General features: G+C 67.7%; 10 protein-coding genes. 6 read left to right on the plus strand and 4 right to left on the minus strand.

Annotated elements, in window-relative coordinates; all coding sequences use genetic code 11:
• Positions 1-43 precede the first annotated feature (43 nt).
• Genes EPD80_RS04860 through tldD form a run of 3 tightly spaced genes read left to right on the plus strand, consistent with a single transcriptional unit; the run spans position 44 to position 5,657 of the window.
• Positions 44-3,346: a YhdP family phospholipid transporter gene (locus EPD80_RS04860; RefSeq protein ID WP_142809920.1), complete on the plus strand. Its 3,303-nt coding sequence runs from the start codon at positions 44-46 to the stop codon at positions 3,344-3,346.
• On the plus strand, positions 3,343-4,191 hold the full coding sequence (locus EPD80_RS04865; RefSeq protein ID WP_221928851.1) for a carbon-nitrogen hydrolase family protein: 849 nt from the start codon (positions 3,343-3,345) through the stop codon (positions 4,189-4,191). Before EPD80_RS04860 ends, EPD80_RS04865 begins: the two co-directional genes overlap by 4 nt.
• 5 nt (positions 4,192-4,196) lie before the next feature.
• The gene (gene tldD, locus EPD80_RS04870; RefSeq protein ID WP_142810163.1) at positions 4,197-5,657 is read left to right on the plus strand and encodes a metalloprotease TldD; all 1,461 of its coding nucleotides are present in this window, start codon (positions 4,197-4,199) and stop codon (positions 5,655-5,657) included.
• Here tldD and EPD80_RS04875 read toward each other — a convergent pair.
• The 4 genes from EPD80_RS04875 to EPD80_RS04890 all read right to left on the minus strand — a co-directional run bounded on the left by EPD80_RS04875 (position 5,632) and on the right by EPD80_RS04890 (position 10,800).
• Complete coding sequence (locus EPD80_RS04875) at positions 5,632-6,288, minus strand: lytic transglycosylase domain-containing protein (RefSeq protein WP_142810165.1); 657 nt, start codon at positions 6,286-6,288, stop codon at positions 5,632-5,634. The two genes, tldD and EPD80_RS04875, sit on opposite strands and share 26 nt — an antisense overlap.
• Before the next feature lie 94 nt (positions 6,289-6,382).
• A complete protein-coding gene (locus EPD80_RS04880; RefSeq protein WP_142809922.1) occupies positions 6,383-8,110 on the minus strand; it encodes a proline--tRNA ligase in 1,728 nt (575 codons plus the stop codon).
• Positions 8,107-9,366, minus strand: coding sequence for an acetate/propionate family kinase (locus EPD80_RS04885; protein ID WP_142809924.1), 1,260 nt, complete (start codon positions 9,364-9,366; stop codon positions 8,107-8,109). The genes EPD80_RS04880 and EPD80_RS04885 overlap by 4 nt, the downstream gene beginning before the upstream one ends.
• Before the next feature lie 18 nt (positions 9,367-9,384).
• Positions 9,385-10,800: a bifunctional enoyl-CoA hydratase/phosphate acetyltransferase gene (locus tag EPD80_RS04890; protein ID WP_142809927.1), complete on the minus strand. Its 1,416-nt coding sequence runs from the start codon at positions 10,798-10,800 to the stop codon at positions 9,385-9,387.
• Positions 10,801-10,990: 190 nt separating this feature from the next.
• Between EPD80_RS04890 and glmU the strand changes: the two genes are divergently transcribed.
• The 3 genes from glmU (at position 10,991) to EPD80_RS04905 (ending at position 15,025) form a co-directional block, all read left to right on the plus strand.
• Positions 10,991-12,358: a bifunctional UDP-N-acetylglucosamine diphosphorylase/glucosamine-1-phosphate N-acetyltransferase GlmU gene (gene glmU / locus EPD80_RS04895; RefSeq protein ID WP_142809929.1), complete on the plus strand. Its 1,368-nt coding sequence runs from the start codon at positions 10,991-10,993 to the stop codon at positions 12,356-12,358.
• A 4-nt stretch (positions 12,359-12,362) separates the two neighbouring features.
• Complete coding sequence (glmS, locus tag EPD80_RS04900; RefSeq protein WP_142809931.1) at positions 12,363-14,195, plus strand: glutamine--fructose-6-phosphate transaminase (isomerizing); 1,833 nt, start codon at positions 12,363-12,365, stop codon at positions 14,193-14,195.
• 176 nt (positions 14,196-14,371) lie between these two features.
• A complete protein-coding gene (locus EPD80_RS04905) occupies positions 14,372-15,025 on the plus strand; it encodes a c-type cytochrome (RefSeq protein WP_142803644.1) in 654 nt (217 codons plus the stop codon).
• The last annotated feature ends 10 nt before the right edge of the window (positions 15,026-15,035 follow it).

Consider the following 15,035-nt stretch of genomic DNA (forward strand, 5'->3'; position numbering starts at 1 on the left):
TCGTCCATTGTAATGTAATGCGTCGTGGAGGGTTCGGGGGTTGATGAGCGCAACGGTGGGGCGCAGGCTGGGGATCGCGGCGGCGATGATCCTAGGCGTTGCGGCGGTGCTGATGGTGATGCTGCTCGCGGCGTTGCGGTTCTGGCTGTGGCCGGAGCTCGACCTGTGGCGCGAGGCGCTGGTGCGCGAACTCTCGGCGCGCAGCGGGATGGAGGTCTCGATCGGCCGCCTGGAAGGGCAGTGGGACGGCTGGTGGCCGGTGGCGGTGGCAAGCGACGTGCAGGTGCGCACCGGCGAAGCCGAGGCGTCGCTGCCGCTCGTGCGGGTGACCCTGGGCGGGGGATGGGCGGCCTGGCGCGCCGGCAAAGGGGTGGTCCAGGTGCTCGTACCCGCGGCTCGGGTGAGGGTGGACGATGCGGCGGCACTGGAGCAGCGGCTGCGTTCCGGCGGTTCCACGCCCTCGGCCGGTTTGCCGACCGGGGTGAGCATTGAAGTGGACGAGGCGCTGCTCACCTGGCGGCGCGATCGCAATGAGGCGCAGGCTCGAGGGGCGCTCACCCTGGCGATGGGGGTGTGGGGCTGGCAGGCGGGGTTCGAGGGCGAAGCGCCGGGCGCGGTGCGGCATGCGGTGGTGCTGCTCTCCGGTTCGCGCCTGGGGCGGGTGGAGGCGCATTTCGACCTGAAGGAGATCGGCGGTGAGTCGCTCGCGCTGTGGTGGCCGCAGGCGGCGAGTCTGCGGCCGCAGGGGTCGGTCTCCGGCGTGGTGGTCTCGAGTGGCAAGAGCCTGCATTCGCTCGACCTCACCTTGGACGAGGTGGGCTGGGCGGCAGTGGGCGATTCCTTCGGCGTGCGTGGGGTGAGCGGGCACATCGCCGGGGATCGTTCGGGTGGCGAGTTCGCGGTGTCGATCGCGCAGGGGGCGATGAGCTGGCCGGCGGTGTGGCCACAGCTCACGACGGTGGCGGTGCCCGAGGGCGTGCTCCGGGGGCGTTGGGCGTACGATGGCAACGGCTACGATCTGACGTTCGAAGAAGGGCGGCTGCGGACCGAGGATTTCACGGCACAGTTGTCTGGCCACTATCGGCTGGCGCGCACCGGCGACGTGGCCGATTTGCAAGGATCGCTCGACGAGGTGGCGCTCGACCGGCTGGTGCGCTATTTACCCGGGAGGGCGGTAGGGTCGCACGTGCAGGAGTGGCTACACGATGCCCTGGTGGCCGGCAAGCTCTCTGCCGTGGAGTTCCGCTTGCGCGGGCCGCTCGCCGACTTCCCGTTTCGCGATGACGGGGGGGAGTTCTGGCTGCGCCTACCGCTCGAAGGGGTGACGCTGCGTTTCGCGTCGCAGTGGCCGGAATTCGAGCAAGTGCAGGGGGTGGTGACGTTCGATCGCGGGCTGGTGGCGATCGAGGTGAGCCAGGCGCGGGCGCAGGGCGTGCAGTTCGGTCCGGTTCGCGCACGCATCCCGCTATTCGACGCGGAGATCCCGGTATTGACGGTGGAAGGTGAGGCCGAGGGACCGTGGCCGGCTTTCCTGCGCTATGCTGCAGCCAGTCCGTTGCGCGAAGAATTGCCACTCATGGCCCTGGAAACGGTGCAGCTGGAGGCGAAGACGGCGCTACGCTTGGCGCTGACCTTGCCGCTCGCCAGCGATCTGTTGCCCGGGGTGAGCGGGACGCTGACGTTTTCCGAGGGGCGGATCCCGGCGCAAGTAACCGGCTGGCCGATCGAGCAGATCCGTGGCGAGGTGGTGTTCGACGGGCATGGCGTGCGTTCGGCCCAGGCCGAGGGCAAGTGGTGGGACGCGCCGGTGACGGCGAAATGGCGTGGAGGCGATCCGCCGAAACTCGCCCTGCAAGGGTCGTTCTCGGCGGCTCAGCTCTCGGCCGTGTTCGGCAAACTGCCGCTGTCGGGGTCGACGGCGGTGAGCGGAACGATGACTTTTGCCAAGGATGGGCCGGAGCTGGTGCTCACTTCCGATCTCTCGGGCATGGGCTCGGAGCTGCCACCGCCGCTGGACAAGGCCGCGGGGGCGCGTTGGCCGAGCCGGGCGGAATTCGCGTTCTTGCCCTCGGGCATGGAGGCCAAGGTGCAGCTGGGAGAGCGCCTGCGTTTCGTGCGTGCCCGCGACGGCGCCTGGGCTGCAGTGGTGGGCACGGTGGATGCGCCGCCCGCTCCACGCAAGGGAGGACGCCTGCGGTTTGCTGCCCCCGAGCTCGATCTGGATCGCTGGCTGGCGGTGGTCGAGGGCATCGGCGATGGGGCTGAGGGAACGGCGTTCGTCGCGCTAGAGGTGGATACGGCACGGGCGCGTTTCCTTGCGCGGAATTGGCATCGGGTGCGTGTGCAGGGCGAGAACAAAGGACCGGTCTGGTCGCTGGCGGTGGCTGCGGACGAAGCACAGGGCAACGTGCGTGTGACCTTGGGTAAGGGGGGAGCGGAACGCCTCGAAGGGCGGTTTGCGAAGTTGATGATGCCGGAGGCGACCGAGGGACAGAGCCTGCCACAGGAAGGGCATTTGCCGGCGTTCGACCTCACCGTCGATCGATTCGGGGTGGGCGACCGTTGGTTGGGGGCACTGACCTTGCAGGCGAGCCTCGCGCCGGGCAGGTGGTCGCTCGATGCGCTCACGCTCGCCGTGCCCTCGGTATTTCGCATCGAGGCGAGTGGGATGTGGCGCGACGGTGCCCGATCCCTGACCGAGCTGAAGACCACGATGATCATCGACGATGCGGGCAAGACGGTGCGGCATTGGTTCGATACGGGGGGGCTCGTTGGCGGCAAAGGTCGGGTGACGGCGCAGTGGCGTTGGCCGGGGTTGCCCCTCGAATTCGATCTGTATCGACTCGGGGGCAGTGGAACGATCGAGATCACGAATGGCCGCTTCGAGGAGATCGAACCGGGCGTGGGGCGCCTGCTCGGCATCCTTAGCCTGCAGAGTTTGCCACGGCGCTTGTTGCTCGATTTTGGTGACGTCTTCGTGGAAGGCATGGCGTTCGACCGGCTCTTCGGTACTTTTGCCATGAACGAAGGGTACTTGACCACGGGAGATCTGCGTATTTCCGCGCCCAGTGCCACGGTGGAGATCGTCGGTCTGGTGGACTTGCGCCAGCAGACCCAAGAGCTGGAAGTCACGGTTCGCCCGCGTTTGTCGGATAGCGCGGCGGTGGCCGTGGGGATCGCCAACCCGATTGCCGGAGCGCTGGCTTTCATCGGCCAGAAAATCCTGGGGGATCCCTTCGGGCGGATCCTGGGGCGGCGCTTCCACGTGAGTGGGCCATGGACCGCGCCCGAAGTGAAACCGCTGGAGCCGCCGGTCTCCGTGAATGGAGAGGAGAGAACACCATGAAGATGGGCCGAAGCGATGCGTGTTTGATGGTGGCTGCCGTGCAGATGGTCTCGACGCCGCGCGTGGTGGACAATTTGGCGATGGCCGAGCGGCTGCTGGAACTGGCCGTCGACAGCGGGGCGAGGCTGGTGGTGTTGCCGGAGTATTTCGCGCTCATCTCGGCCGATGCGCGGGAGAAAGTGCGCCTGCGCGAGCGTTTCGGCGCCGGGCCGCTGCAGGAGTGGCTGGCGCGGCAGGCGGCGCGTCTGGGGATATGGCTGGTGGGCGGCACGGTGCCGCTGGAAGCGGACGTGCCCGACAAGGTGCGCAACGCCTGCCTCGTGCATGCCCCGGATGGGCGATGCGTGGCGCGCTACGACAAGATCCACCTCTTTGGCCTGCGCCACGGCGAGGAAGTCTACGATGAGGGAGAGACCATCGAGCCGGGCGAGGCGGTGGTGACCGTCGACATCGAAGGCTGGACGGTGGGGTTGTCCATCTGCTACGACTTGCGTTTCCCTGAACTCTACCGCGCCATGGGGCTCGTGGATCTCATCGTGCTGCCGGCGGCTTTCACCTGGACGACTGGGCGGGCGCACTGGGAAGTGTTGTTGCGCGCCCGGGCGATCGAGAATCAGTGCTACGTGCTCGCGGCGGCCCAAGGCGGACGGCACGAGGCGGGACGGCGCACGTGGGGGGATTCGCTGCTTGTCGACCCCTGGGGGGAGGTGCGCGTGCGGTTGGCCGAAGGCGAGGGCGTGGTGCGGGGAACGCTGCAGCGTGCGCGCATCGACGAGATCCGCGCCAGGCTGCCGGCGTGGCGGCATCGACGTGAAAAGGAATTCATCAGGAGCGTATGCGCATGAAGGCGATGGCAGAGAGGAAGGAAGAAAAGGTGGACGCACTGGCGCTGGCCGAAGAGCGGCTGCTCGCGGCCAACGGCTTGACGCTGGAGGACGTGTCTTCGACCTTGTCGCAGGTGCAGTCTCATGCGGTCGACGAGGCGGACGTGTATTTCCAGCTGCGCCACGTGGAGGGTTGGTCCCTCGAAGAGGGGATCGTGAAGTCGGGGTCTTTTTCCATCGAGCAGGGCGTGGGCGTGCGGGCGATCGCCGGGGAAAAACAGGCGCTCGCTTATACCGACGACCTGCGGCTGGCTTCGCTCCTGGAGGCGGCGCGCACCGTGCGCGCGGTCGCCGCGCTCGGGCAGGAGCGGCGGGTGGACCTATGCCGCGGCGCACTGCCGCCGGCGCGCTACCCGGCCGTCGATCCGGTGGGAACCTTGCCGGCGCCGGAAAAGGTGCGGCTGTTGGAGTGGCTGGAAGCGAAGGCGCGGGCCCTGGATCCCCGCGTCGAACAGGTGATGGCGGGGTTGGCGGCCTCGTGGGAGACGGTGCTCATCGCCCGCAGCGACGGAACGCTCGCCGCCGACTTGCGCCCGCTCGTGCGTTTGTCGCTCACCGTCATCATGTCGCAGGACGGTCGGCGCGAGAGCGGCTCGAGCGGCATGGGGGGGCGCTATGGTCTTACCGCGTTCGACGAGGCGGCGCTCGAGCGTCTTGCCCGCGAAGCGGTGCATCAGGCGCGGGTCAATCTGGAGGCGAGACCGGCTCCGGCCGGCGTCTTCACCGTGGTGCTCGGGCCCGGCTGGCCGGGGGTGTTGCTGCACGAGGCGGTCGGTCATGGCCTGGAGGGGGATTTCAACCGCAAGGGGACTTCGGCCTATAGCGGGCGCATCGGCGAGCGGGTGGCCGCGGCGGGCGTGACGGTGGTCGACGACGGGACTTTGCCCTTGCGCCGGGGCTCGCTCACCCTCGACGACGAGGGGACGCCCACCCAGCCGACCGTGCTCATCGAGGATGGTATCCTCGTCGGGTACATGCAGGACCGGCTCAATGCCCGCTTGATGGGCATGAAACCCACCGGCAACGGGCGGCGCGAGTCCTACGCCTACGGACCGATGCCCAGGATGACGAACACCTACATGTTGGCCGGGTCGCACGAGCCCGAAGAGATCCTCGCCTCGGTCGAGCGCGGCATCTACGCGGTCAATTTCGGCGGGGGACAGGTCGACATCACTTCCGGCAAATTCGTCTTTTCCATGTCGGAGGCCTACTGGGTCGAGGATGGGAAAGTGTGCTACCCCATCAAGGGGGCGACCTTGATCGGCAGTGGTCCCGAGGTGATGCAGCGTGTGTCGATGATCGGCACCGATCTCGCCCTCGATCCGGGCATCGGTACCTGCGGCAAGGACGGGCAGAGCGTGCCGGTGGGCGTGGGGCAACCGACGCTGCGCGTCGACGGCATCACCGTCGGAGGGACGCAGGGCTGAGCTCGGGCTGGCGGTACTTGCGCCAGTTCGCCAGTACCGCATTGGGGTACTCCGGTCGCCCCAGGCTGCCGTTGTAGCGCCCCAGCGCGCGGTAGAGGTCGCCTTTTTCGAGATCGAGATAGTGGCGCAGGATGGTGCAGCCGTAGCGCAGGTTGGTGCGCAGATGGAAGAGGTTGTGCTGCGGCGTGCCGATGAGCCCGACCCAGAAAGGCATCACCTGCATGTAGCCGCGTGCCCCGGCAGTGGAGACGGCGTATTTGCGAAAACCGCTCTCGACCTCGATGAGGCCGAGTACCAGCTCCGGGTCGAGGCCGGCGCGAGCGGATTCATAGTAGATCGTGGCGAGCAGCTCTTCGCGCTCGGCCGGGTCGGGGACGCGGCGGGTGAGCCGCTCGCTCTGCGCGTCGATCCAGCGGGCCGCAAGCGGGTCGCGGCGGATGCGCTCGGGGGCGACGGGTGCATCGGCGACGATGGCCGAGAGCGCCTCGCGCACGCTGTCGGCGAGCGGTTCGTAGATCTGCGCTCCGGCGCGCGCCGGAGCGGGGGCGAGCGCGGCGAGCAGGAGCGCCGCCGCAAGCAGGAATCGGGCGGCGGACTGGGGTAAAAAGCGCGGGCGGTACGACGGCTGCATCATGGATACCGGATTCTTGCCAAATACGTCCACCCAAGGGTGGGCAAGGGCGAGGACAGGGGCTTGGCGTGGCCCGTTCGGCGCTGCCCCGAAATCACCCCAGCGGTTTTTTCTCGGCGTTGATCGAGGCCGCGAGTTCGGCCACGACCTCGCCGATGGGGAGCGTGCGTGCCTCGCGTTCGCGGCGGTGCTGCACTTCGTAGCGACCCGCGGCGAGCCCCCGCTCGCTCACCACCACCCGCCAGGGCACGCCGACGAGTTCCCAGTCGGCGAACATGGCGCCGGGACGCTCGTTGCGATCGTCGAGCACGACGTCGAGGCCGGCGGCGAGACAGTCGCGGTAGATCGCTTCGGCCGCTTCCGCCACCATGGGGGATTTGGCCGCCCCGATCGGACAGATGACGACTTCGAAGGGGGCGATGGCCGCCGGCCAGAGGATGCCGCGCTCGTCGTGGTTCTGTTCGATTGCCGCGCCCAGGATGCGGGAGACGCCGATGCCGTAGCAGCCCATCTCCATCGGGCGCTCACGCCCCTCGGCGTCGAGGAAAGTACAGTGCATCGCCTCGGAGTACTTCGTGCGTAGCTGGAAGATGTGCCCCACTTCGATGCCGCGGCAGATCTCGAGCGTGCCTTTGCCGTCGGGCGAAGGGTCGCCGGCGACGACGTTGCGCAGATCGGCCACTTCCGGTTCGGGGAAGTCGCGGCCGAGGTTGGCGCCGGTGTAGTGGTGCTCGTCCTCGTTGGCCCCGATCACGAAGTCGGCCATCTTGGCCACGGTACGGTCGGCGATGATGCGGCCAGGGAACCCGATGGGCCCCAGCGAACCAGGTCCGGCGCCGAAGGTGGCGCGGATGGCGGCCTCGTCGGCGAAGGTGAGCGGGTTCTTGATGCCGGGGAGTTTCTGCGCCTTGATCTCGTTGAGTTCGTGATCGCCGCGCAAAAGCAGCAGCACCGGTGCACCGTCTTCGCCCTCGATGACGATCGCCTTGACGGTGCGCTCGATGGGGATGTGGAGAAAGTCGACCAGATCGGCGATGGTCTTCACCCCGGGGGTGTGCACCTTGGCGAGCGGCTCGCGCGGCTCGGGGCGCGGGCCGGGCGGGGGCAGTGCTTCGGCGAGTTCCACGTTGGCCGCGTAGCTCGAGGCGGGGCAATAGGCGATGTCGTCCTCGCCGGTGTCGGCGATGACGTGGAATTCGTGCGAGCCGGTGCCGCCGATCGAACCCGTGTCGGCCGCCACGGCACGGAACTTCAGCCCGAGCCGGGTGAAGATTCGCGTGTAGGTGTCGTACATGTTGCGGTATTCGCGCTCGAGATCGGCGAAATCGGCATGAAACGAGTAGCCGTCTTTCATGATGAACTCGCGCGCGCGCATCACGCCGAAGCGCGGGCGGATCTCGTCGCGGAACTTGGTCTGGATCTGGTAGAAATGCCGGGGCAGCTGGCGGTAACTCTTGATGTCGCGGCGCACGAGGTCGGTGATGACTTCTTCGTGCGTGGGACCGAGCACGAAGTCACGCTCGTGCCGGTCCTTGAATCGCAGCAATTCCGGGCCATAGTGTTCCCAACGCCCGGATTCTTGCCACAGCTCGGCCGGTTGCACCACCGGCAGGAGCACCTCGACGGCGCCGGCGCGGTTCATCTCTTCGCGCACGATGGCTTCGACCTTGCGCAGACTGCGCAAGCCCAAAGGAAGCCAAGAATAGATGCCGGCGGCGATGCGCCGGATCATGCCGGCGCGGATCATGAGTTTCTGGCTGACGATCTCGGCGTCGGCCGGGGCTTCCTTGAGCGTGACGAGGTGGGCGTGGCTGGCTTTCATCGGTTCGCATCGACGGCTGGAGGATTGGCGGCGATTGTAGCAGAGCCTTCCCGCCGCAGGACTTCCAGGGTATAGCGCGCGATCATCGCTTCTTCGTTGGTGGGCACCACGGCAAGGGCCACGCGGCTATCCGGGGCGTCGATGCGCCCGGCGGTGCCGGCGATGCGCTCGTTCGCCCGGGGATCGAGCACGGCACCGAGCCAGTCGAGCCGTTCGATCACGCGCGCGCGCACCGGCGCGGCATGCTCGCCGATGCCGGCAGTGAAGACGAGCGCGTCGAGCCCGCCGAGGGCGGCTGCGAGCGACCCGATCTCGCGCACCAGGCGGTAGCAGAAGAGCTCGACCGCTTCCTTGGCGTGCGGATCGTCGCTCGCGAGCAGCTCGCGCATGTCCTGGCTGATGCCGGATACGCCCAGCAGCCCCGATTCCTTGTAGAGCATGTGATCGACCTGGGCGAGGCTCATGCCGCCGTATTCGATGAGGTGCAGCACGAGGCCGGGATCGATGCTGCCGCTGCGCGTGCCCATCATCAGCCCGTCGATGGTGGTGAACCCCATGGTGGTGGCCACGCTCTTGCCTTCGCGCAGGGCGCACAGCGAGGCGCCGTTGCCCAGGTGGGCGATGATCACCCGTCCCTTGGCACGCTCGGGGCCCAGGACTTCGGGCAGGCGACGGCTGACGTAGTCGTAGGAGAGGCCGTGAAAGCCATAGCGCCGGATGCCCTCGTCGAAGAGCTTGCGCGGCAGGGGAAACATCTGGGCGAGTTTTGGCTGGGTGGTGTGGAAGGCCGTGTCGAAACAGCCGACCTGGACCCAATCGGTGCGTCGTTCGAGCATGCGTTTGATCGGGCGCAGGTTGTGCGGCTGGTGCAGGGGAGCGAGCGGCACGAATTGCTCCAGCTCCGCGACCATTTCGGGCGTGAGCCGCACGGGTTCGCGGAAACGCGCTCCGCCGTGGACGATGCGATGCCCCGTGGCGAGGATCTTCACGTCGTCGACGTGGGTGCTTAGCCAGTCGACGAGGTGGGTGAACGCGTCTTCATGTTGCCGGTCGAGCGAGCCTGTCAGGGAAAGCGCGACCGTTTCGCTGGGGTTTTTGCCGCGGCGCACCCGCCAGCGGGGATGGGCCGTGCCGATGCCGTCGATCTGACCCCATACGTGGGGCGTTTCGACGATGGTGTCATCCTCGACGAGAAAGAGGGAGAATTTGACGCTGCTCGAGCCGGCGTTGAGCGTGAGAAGGGCGGGGCGTCGCATGGGATACCTCGGAGTCGGTCAGGAGGGAAGGCCGGTGGTGCGCTTGGCGTGCGCGAGCACCTGGGCCACCGCGCAGGAAGCGGCGCGCGTCTCGGGCGTATCGGCGCGGCTGGTGAGCACGATGGGGACCTTGGCTCCCAGCACGATGCCAGCCATCAGGGCATTGGCGAGGTATTCGAGCTGCTTGGCCACCATGTTGCCGGCCTCCAGGTCGGGGACGACGAGGATGTCTGCATTGCCGGCCACCGCCGAGCGGATGCCCTTGATGCGGGCGGCAACCTGTGAGATGGCGTTGTCGAAGGCGAGCGGCCCGTCGAGCAGCCCGCCTTTGATTTGTCCCCGGTCGGCCATCTTGCACAGCGCCGCGGCGTCGATCGTCGAGCGGATCTTCGAGGTGACGGTCTCCACCGCCGAGAGGATGGCGACTTTCGGCTCGGCGATACCCAGCGCATGGGCGAGATCGATGGCGTTTTGCACGATGTCGACTTTTTCTTCCAGCGTGGGTTCGATGTTGACGGCGGCGTCGGTGATCATCAGCGGCCGGGGATAGGTGGGAACGTCGGCGAGGAAGACATGGCTGATGCGCCGCGCGGTACGCAGCCCCGTGTCACGCTGCACCACCGCCGCCATGAGCTCGTCGGTGTGCAGCGACCCTTTCATGAGGGCCTCGGCCTTGCCCTCGCGGCACAGCTGGACGGCGACCTCGGCCGAGGCGTGCGAATGCGGCGTGTCGATGATCTGTAGTTCCGAGAGGTCGGCGCCCAGTGCCTGCGCGGCAGCGAGGATTTTCGCTTTGGGGCCGACGAGGATGGGGCGGATGATGCCGGCTTGCATCGCTTCGAGCGCGCCCCCGAGCGAGGGTTCGTCGCACGGATGCGCCACGGCCACGGTGATGGGCTCGAGCCCCTTCACCCGCGACATGATCTGGCGGTAACGCAATTCCTTGTCGGTAAACGAGATCTCGGGCAGATGGAGTTTGGGGCAGCGGATCTTCTCCGTGGGGGCGATGACTTCGGCAATGCCGTCGATCACCTTGAGGCCGTCTTGGTTGACCGCCAGACACTCGAAGACGACGTGGTGATTCTCCGGATGCTTCTCCTTGACGGTGACGCTGGCGGTGAGCGTATCGCCCACGGCGATGGGGCGATGGAAACGCAGATCCTGGCGCACGTAGACGGTGCCGGGGCCGGGGAGCTGGTTGCCGAGGAGCGCGGAGAAGAGCGCTCCGCCCCACATGGAATGGCCGACGACTTCGTGCGTGGGCCCCTTTTTGGCGAACTCGGGATCGAGGTGGGTGGGGTTGACGTCGCCGGAGATGGCCGCGAAAAGCGGGATGTCCTGGGGGCGCAGCGTGCGCGTCATCTGTGCCGTCTGGCCGATCTGGATTTCGTCGAAGGGGTGATTCTCGATGGTTTCGCTGGCGAGGGTCGTCATGGGCAGAACTCCGTTTTTTGCTCTGCAGCATTATAGGCGGGAAGGGCGGGCGATGCAGGTTTTGTAAGCCCACAAAGGATCGGCGGGGGTCGGGCCCGGCGAACGCTGCCCTGCGGCCGCACCGGAGCTCATTCGAGTTGAACGAGGGTGTACGCGATAATTCCCTTTTCCCCGCCAAGGAAGGACGACGATGGAAGTGGTGATCCTGGCCGCCGGCAAGGGCACGCGCATGCGCTCGCGCCTGCCCAAGGTGCTGCAACCGCTCGCCGGCCGTCCCTTGCTCGCCCACGTGCTCGACACGGCCCGAAGCCTCGATCCGCGGCGTCTGCTCGTCGTCGTCGGGCACGAGGCGGGGCAGGTGCGCGAGGCGTTTGCGGCGCAGGGCGATCTCGTGTGGGTGGAACAGCACCCCCAATTGGGCACGGGGCACGCGCTGCGCACGGCGCTACCCTCCCTCGGCCTGGAAGACGTGGTGCTCGTGCTCTACGGCGACGTGCCGCTGTTGCGGCCGCAGACGCTCGCGCGGCTGCTGGAGGCGGCCGAAGGGGGCAAGGCGCTGGCGATCCTCACCGCGCGGCTGCCCGATCCCCGGGGCTACGGGCGCATCGTGCGCGACGCGAGCGGGCGCATTTGCGCCATCGTCGAGGAAAAGGATGCCGATGCGAAGGTGCGCGCGATCGATGAGATCAACACCGGCGTGATGGTCTTGCCCGCTGCCCGCCTCCCCGGTTGGCTCGAGGCGCTCACCAACGCCAACGCCCAGGGCGAATACTATCTGACCGACGTCGTCGCTGCCGCGGTGCGCGAGGCCGTGTCGGTGATCGGCGTAGAAGCGGAGGATGCGACGGAAGTGGCCGGCGTAAACGACAAGGCGCAGCTGGCCGAGCTCGAACGCCTCTATCAGCGGCGCGAGGCCGAGCGGCTCCTGCGCGCCGGGGTGACGCTGCTCGATCCGGCGCGGCTCGAGGTGCGCGGCACGCTCGAGTGCGGCCTGGACGTGACGATCGACGTCGGCTGCATCTTCTCCGGCCACGTGGTGCTCGCCGACGGGGTGCGCGTGGGGCCGTACTGCGTGCTTTCCGACTGCACGGTGCTCGAGGGGGCCGAGATCCGGGCCTTCTCCCATCTTGAAGGCGCCGAAATCGGGCCGCAGGCGGTGGTCGGCCCCTACGCGCGCCTGCGCCCCGGTACCCGGCTGGCGCAGGGCGTGCATGTAGGGAATTTCGTCGAAGTGAAGAATTCCTCCCTCGGGCCGGAGACGAAGGCGAATCATCTGGCCTATCTGGGGGATGCCGAGATCGGAGCGCGCGTCAACATCGGCGCGGGCACCATCACCTGCAACTACGACGGGGCGAACAAGCACCGCACGGTGATCGAAGACGACGCCTTCATCGGCAGCGACACCCAACTCGTCGCCCCCGTGCGGGTGGGGCGCGGCGCGACGCTCGGCGCGGGCACGACGCTCACGCGCGACGCGCCACCCGAGGCGCTCACCGTCTCCCGGGCGCCGCAGCGCACCCTTTCCGGCTGGCAACGGCCGACCAAGAAAAAGGAGTAGCACGATGTGTGGAATCGTCGCGGCCATCGGCCGCGCTTCGGTGGTGGACATCCTGCTCGAGGGCTTGGCACACCTGGAATATCGCGGCTACGACTCGGCGGGTCTGGCGCTGATCGACGGTGAAGGCCGAATCGCCCGCGCCCGGGTACAGGGGCGGGTGGCCCAGCTGCGCCGGCTGGTGGCCGAGGAGGGTCTGGACGGGCCGGTGGGCATCGCCCATACGCGCTGGGCCACGCACGGCGCGCCTTCCGAGCGCAATGCGCATCCGCACGTCTCGGGAACGGTGGCGGTGGTGCACAACGGCATCATCGAGAATTTCGCCACCCTGCGCGCGCGGCTCGAAGCCGAAGGCTACGTCTTCACTTCCGAGACCGACACCGAGGTGATCGCGCACCTCGTCGCGAGCAAGCGCCGGGCCGGCGCGCCGCTATTCGAGGCCGTTCAGGCGGCGATGCGCGAACTCGAAGGGGCGTTTGCCATCGCCGTGATCGACGAGGCCGCACCGGGCGAGGTGGTGGTGGCGCGCCGCGGCTCCCCGCTCGTGCTGGGCTTGGGCGAAGATGGTTTCTATGCCGCTTCCGACGTCTCGGCGCTGGTGGCGCAGACGCGCCGCGTGGTCTATCTGGAAGAGGGCGATTGCGCCCGGCTCACCTTGGAGGGCGTGCAGATCGTCGACGAATCGGGCGAAACGGTGGAGCGGCCGGTGCGGCTCACCCACGTCACGGCCGATGCGGTGCAGCTCGCCGGCTACCGGCACTACATGCAGAAAGAGATCTTCGAGCAGCCCGAAGCGGTGGCCGACACCCTGGAAGCCGTGGCCGGCGGCGCGCGGCTCACCCCGGCGCTCTTCGGCCCCGACGCCGAGGAGACGTTCGCCGCCATCGACCGGGTGCTGATCCTCGGCTGCGGCACGAGCTTCCACGCCGGCATGGTCGGGCGCTACTGGCTGGAAGAGTATGCGGGCCTGCCCTCCACGGTGGAGATCGCCAGCGAATATCGCTATCGCGTTTCGGTGCCGGAGGCGAAGACGCTGGTGGTGGCGATCTCGCAATCCGGCGAGACCGCCGACACGCTCGCCGCCCTGCGCCACGCCCAGGGCCAGGGAATGACGCAGACGCTGGCGATCTGCAACGTTCCCGAATCGGCCATCGTGCGCACGGCCAAGCTCGCTTTTCTCACCCGCGCCGGCCCCGAGATCGGCGTGGCCTCGACCAAGGCCTTCACGACCCAGCTCACGGCGCTCGCGCTCCTTGCGCTCACGCTCGCCAAACAGCGCGGGCGGCTGCCCGAGGCCGTGGAGGCGAACCGGCTGGATGCGCTACGGCGCCTGCCGGCGGCGCTCGGCCGGGTGCTGCAGCTCGAGCCCCAGATCGAGCAGTGGGCACAGCGCTTCGCCGACCGCCGGCATGCGCTCTTCCTCGGACGTGGCACGCACTGGCCCATCGCCCTCGAAGGCGCCCTCAAGCTCAAGGAGATCAGCTACATCCACGCCGAAGGCTACCCGGCCGGCGAGCTCAAGCACGGGCCGCTCGCGCTGGTGGATCGCGAGATGCCCGTGGTGGCGGTGGCCCCGCGCGACGATCTGCTGGAAAAACTCAAGTCCAACCTGCAGGAAGTGCGTGCCCGCGGCGCCGAGCTCTTTGTCTTTGCCGAGGATGGCAGCGGTGTGGATGGGGAAGAGGGCGTGCATGCCATCGTCGTGCCCTCGCACGACGCCATGCTCGCCCCCATCCTTCACGTGGTGCCGCTGCAGCTCTTGGCCTACCATGTGGCGCTCGTCAAGGGGACCGACGTAGACAAGCCGCGCAACCTCGCCAAGAGCGTGACGGTGGAGTGAGGGAAAAAGGCGGCTCTGGCCCTGCCATGTCGCTCCATGAAATGCACGAAAATAGGTATAATTTTTGGAGAAGAATACCGGAAACTCTTGCGTCATCTGCCGCGAGAGCCGGTGGCGAGCGCGCAGCGGGCTATTCGATGCGTCTTCGAGGCCCACGACACAGGAGGAACATCTCTATGACCAACAAGAAGATCGCAAATGGGCTCGGCCTGCTGCTGGGCATCTTCCTGGTTTCCGGCCAAGCCCTGGCATTCGAAGGGGATGCCAAGCGCGGTCGGGCGGTGGCAGCCACGTGCACGGCCTGCCACCAAGCCGATGGGAGCGGCATGAACATACCGGGCGGGGAGTCTTGGCCCCGCCTGGCAGGGCTCGATGCCGACTACCTCGCCAAGCAGCTGCACGACTTCAAGGCGGGGCGTCGCCAGAACGCCACCATGGCTCCCTTCGCCAAGATGCTCGATGACCAGCAGATCGCCGATGTGGCGGCCTACTACAGCCAGATGCCCGTAACCCCGGCTCAGGGCGGCGACGTCGATGCCGAGCTGCTCGCCCGCGGTGAGCAGCTCGCTCTGCACGGCGACTGGGACAAATACATCGTCCCCTGCAAGAGCTGCCATGGTCCTGGCAACCAGGGCGCGGGGAGTACTTTTCCGGGCATCGCCAGCCAGCACGCCGGCTATATCGAGAACCAGCTGCGCGCCTGGCAGGCCGATAAGCGTAGCAACGACCCGCAGAACCTCATGGGCGCCATCGCCAAGCGCATGAGCGACGAGGACATCCGCGCCGTTTCCGCCTGGCTGGCCAGCCAGACCGTGACGTCCAAGAAATGAGGGGGAGCAG

It is taken from the genome of Tepidiphilus olei (assembly GCF_006980705.1).
Lineage (GTDB): Bacteria > Pseudomonadota > Gammaproteobacteria > Burkholderiales > Rhodocyclaceae > Tepidiphilus > Tepidiphilus olei.

Bases quoted from the DNA above. Each gene is read 5' to 3' on its own strand.
- tldD (WP_142810163.1), top strand. From the start codon at position 4,197: ATGGCAGAGAGGAAGGAAGAAAAGGTGGACGCACTGGCGCTGGCCGAA.
- EPD80_RS04905 (WP_142803644.1), top strand. From the start codon at position 14,372: ATGACCAACAAGAAGATCGCAAATGGGCTCGGCCTGCTGCTGGGCATC.
- EPD80_RS04890 (WP_142809927.1), bottom strand. From the start codon at position 10,800: ATGACGACCCTCGCCAGCGAAACCATCGAGAATCACCCCTTCGACGAA.
- glmS (WP_142809931.1), top strand. From the start codon at position 12,363: ATGTGTGGAATCGTCGCGGCCATCGGCCGCGCTTCGGTGGTGGACATC.
- EPD80_RS04885 (WP_142809924.1), bottom strand. From the start codon at position 9,366: ATGCGACGCCCCGCCCTTCTCACGCTCAACGCCGGCTCGAGCAGCGTC.
- EPD80_RS04865 (WP_221928851.1), top strand. From the start codon at position 3,343: ATGAAGATGGGCCGAAGCGATGCGTGTTTGATGGTGGCTGCCGTGCAG.
- glmU (WP_142809929.1), top strand. From the start codon at position 10,991: ATGGAAGTGGTGATCCTGGCCGCCGGCAAGGGCACGCGCATGCGCTCG.
- EPD80_RS04880 (WP_142809922.1), bottom strand. From the start codon at position 8,110: ATGAAAGCCAGCCACGCCCACCTCGTCACGCTCAAGGAAGCCCCGGCC.
- EPD80_RS04875 (WP_142810165.1), bottom strand. From the start codon at position 6,288: ATGCAGCCGTCGTACCGCCCGCGCTTTTTACCCCAGTCCGCCGCCCGA.
- EPD80_RS04860 (WP_142809920.1), top strand. From the start codon at position 44: ATGAGCGCAACGGTGGGGCGCAGGCTGGGGATCGCGGCGGCGATGATC.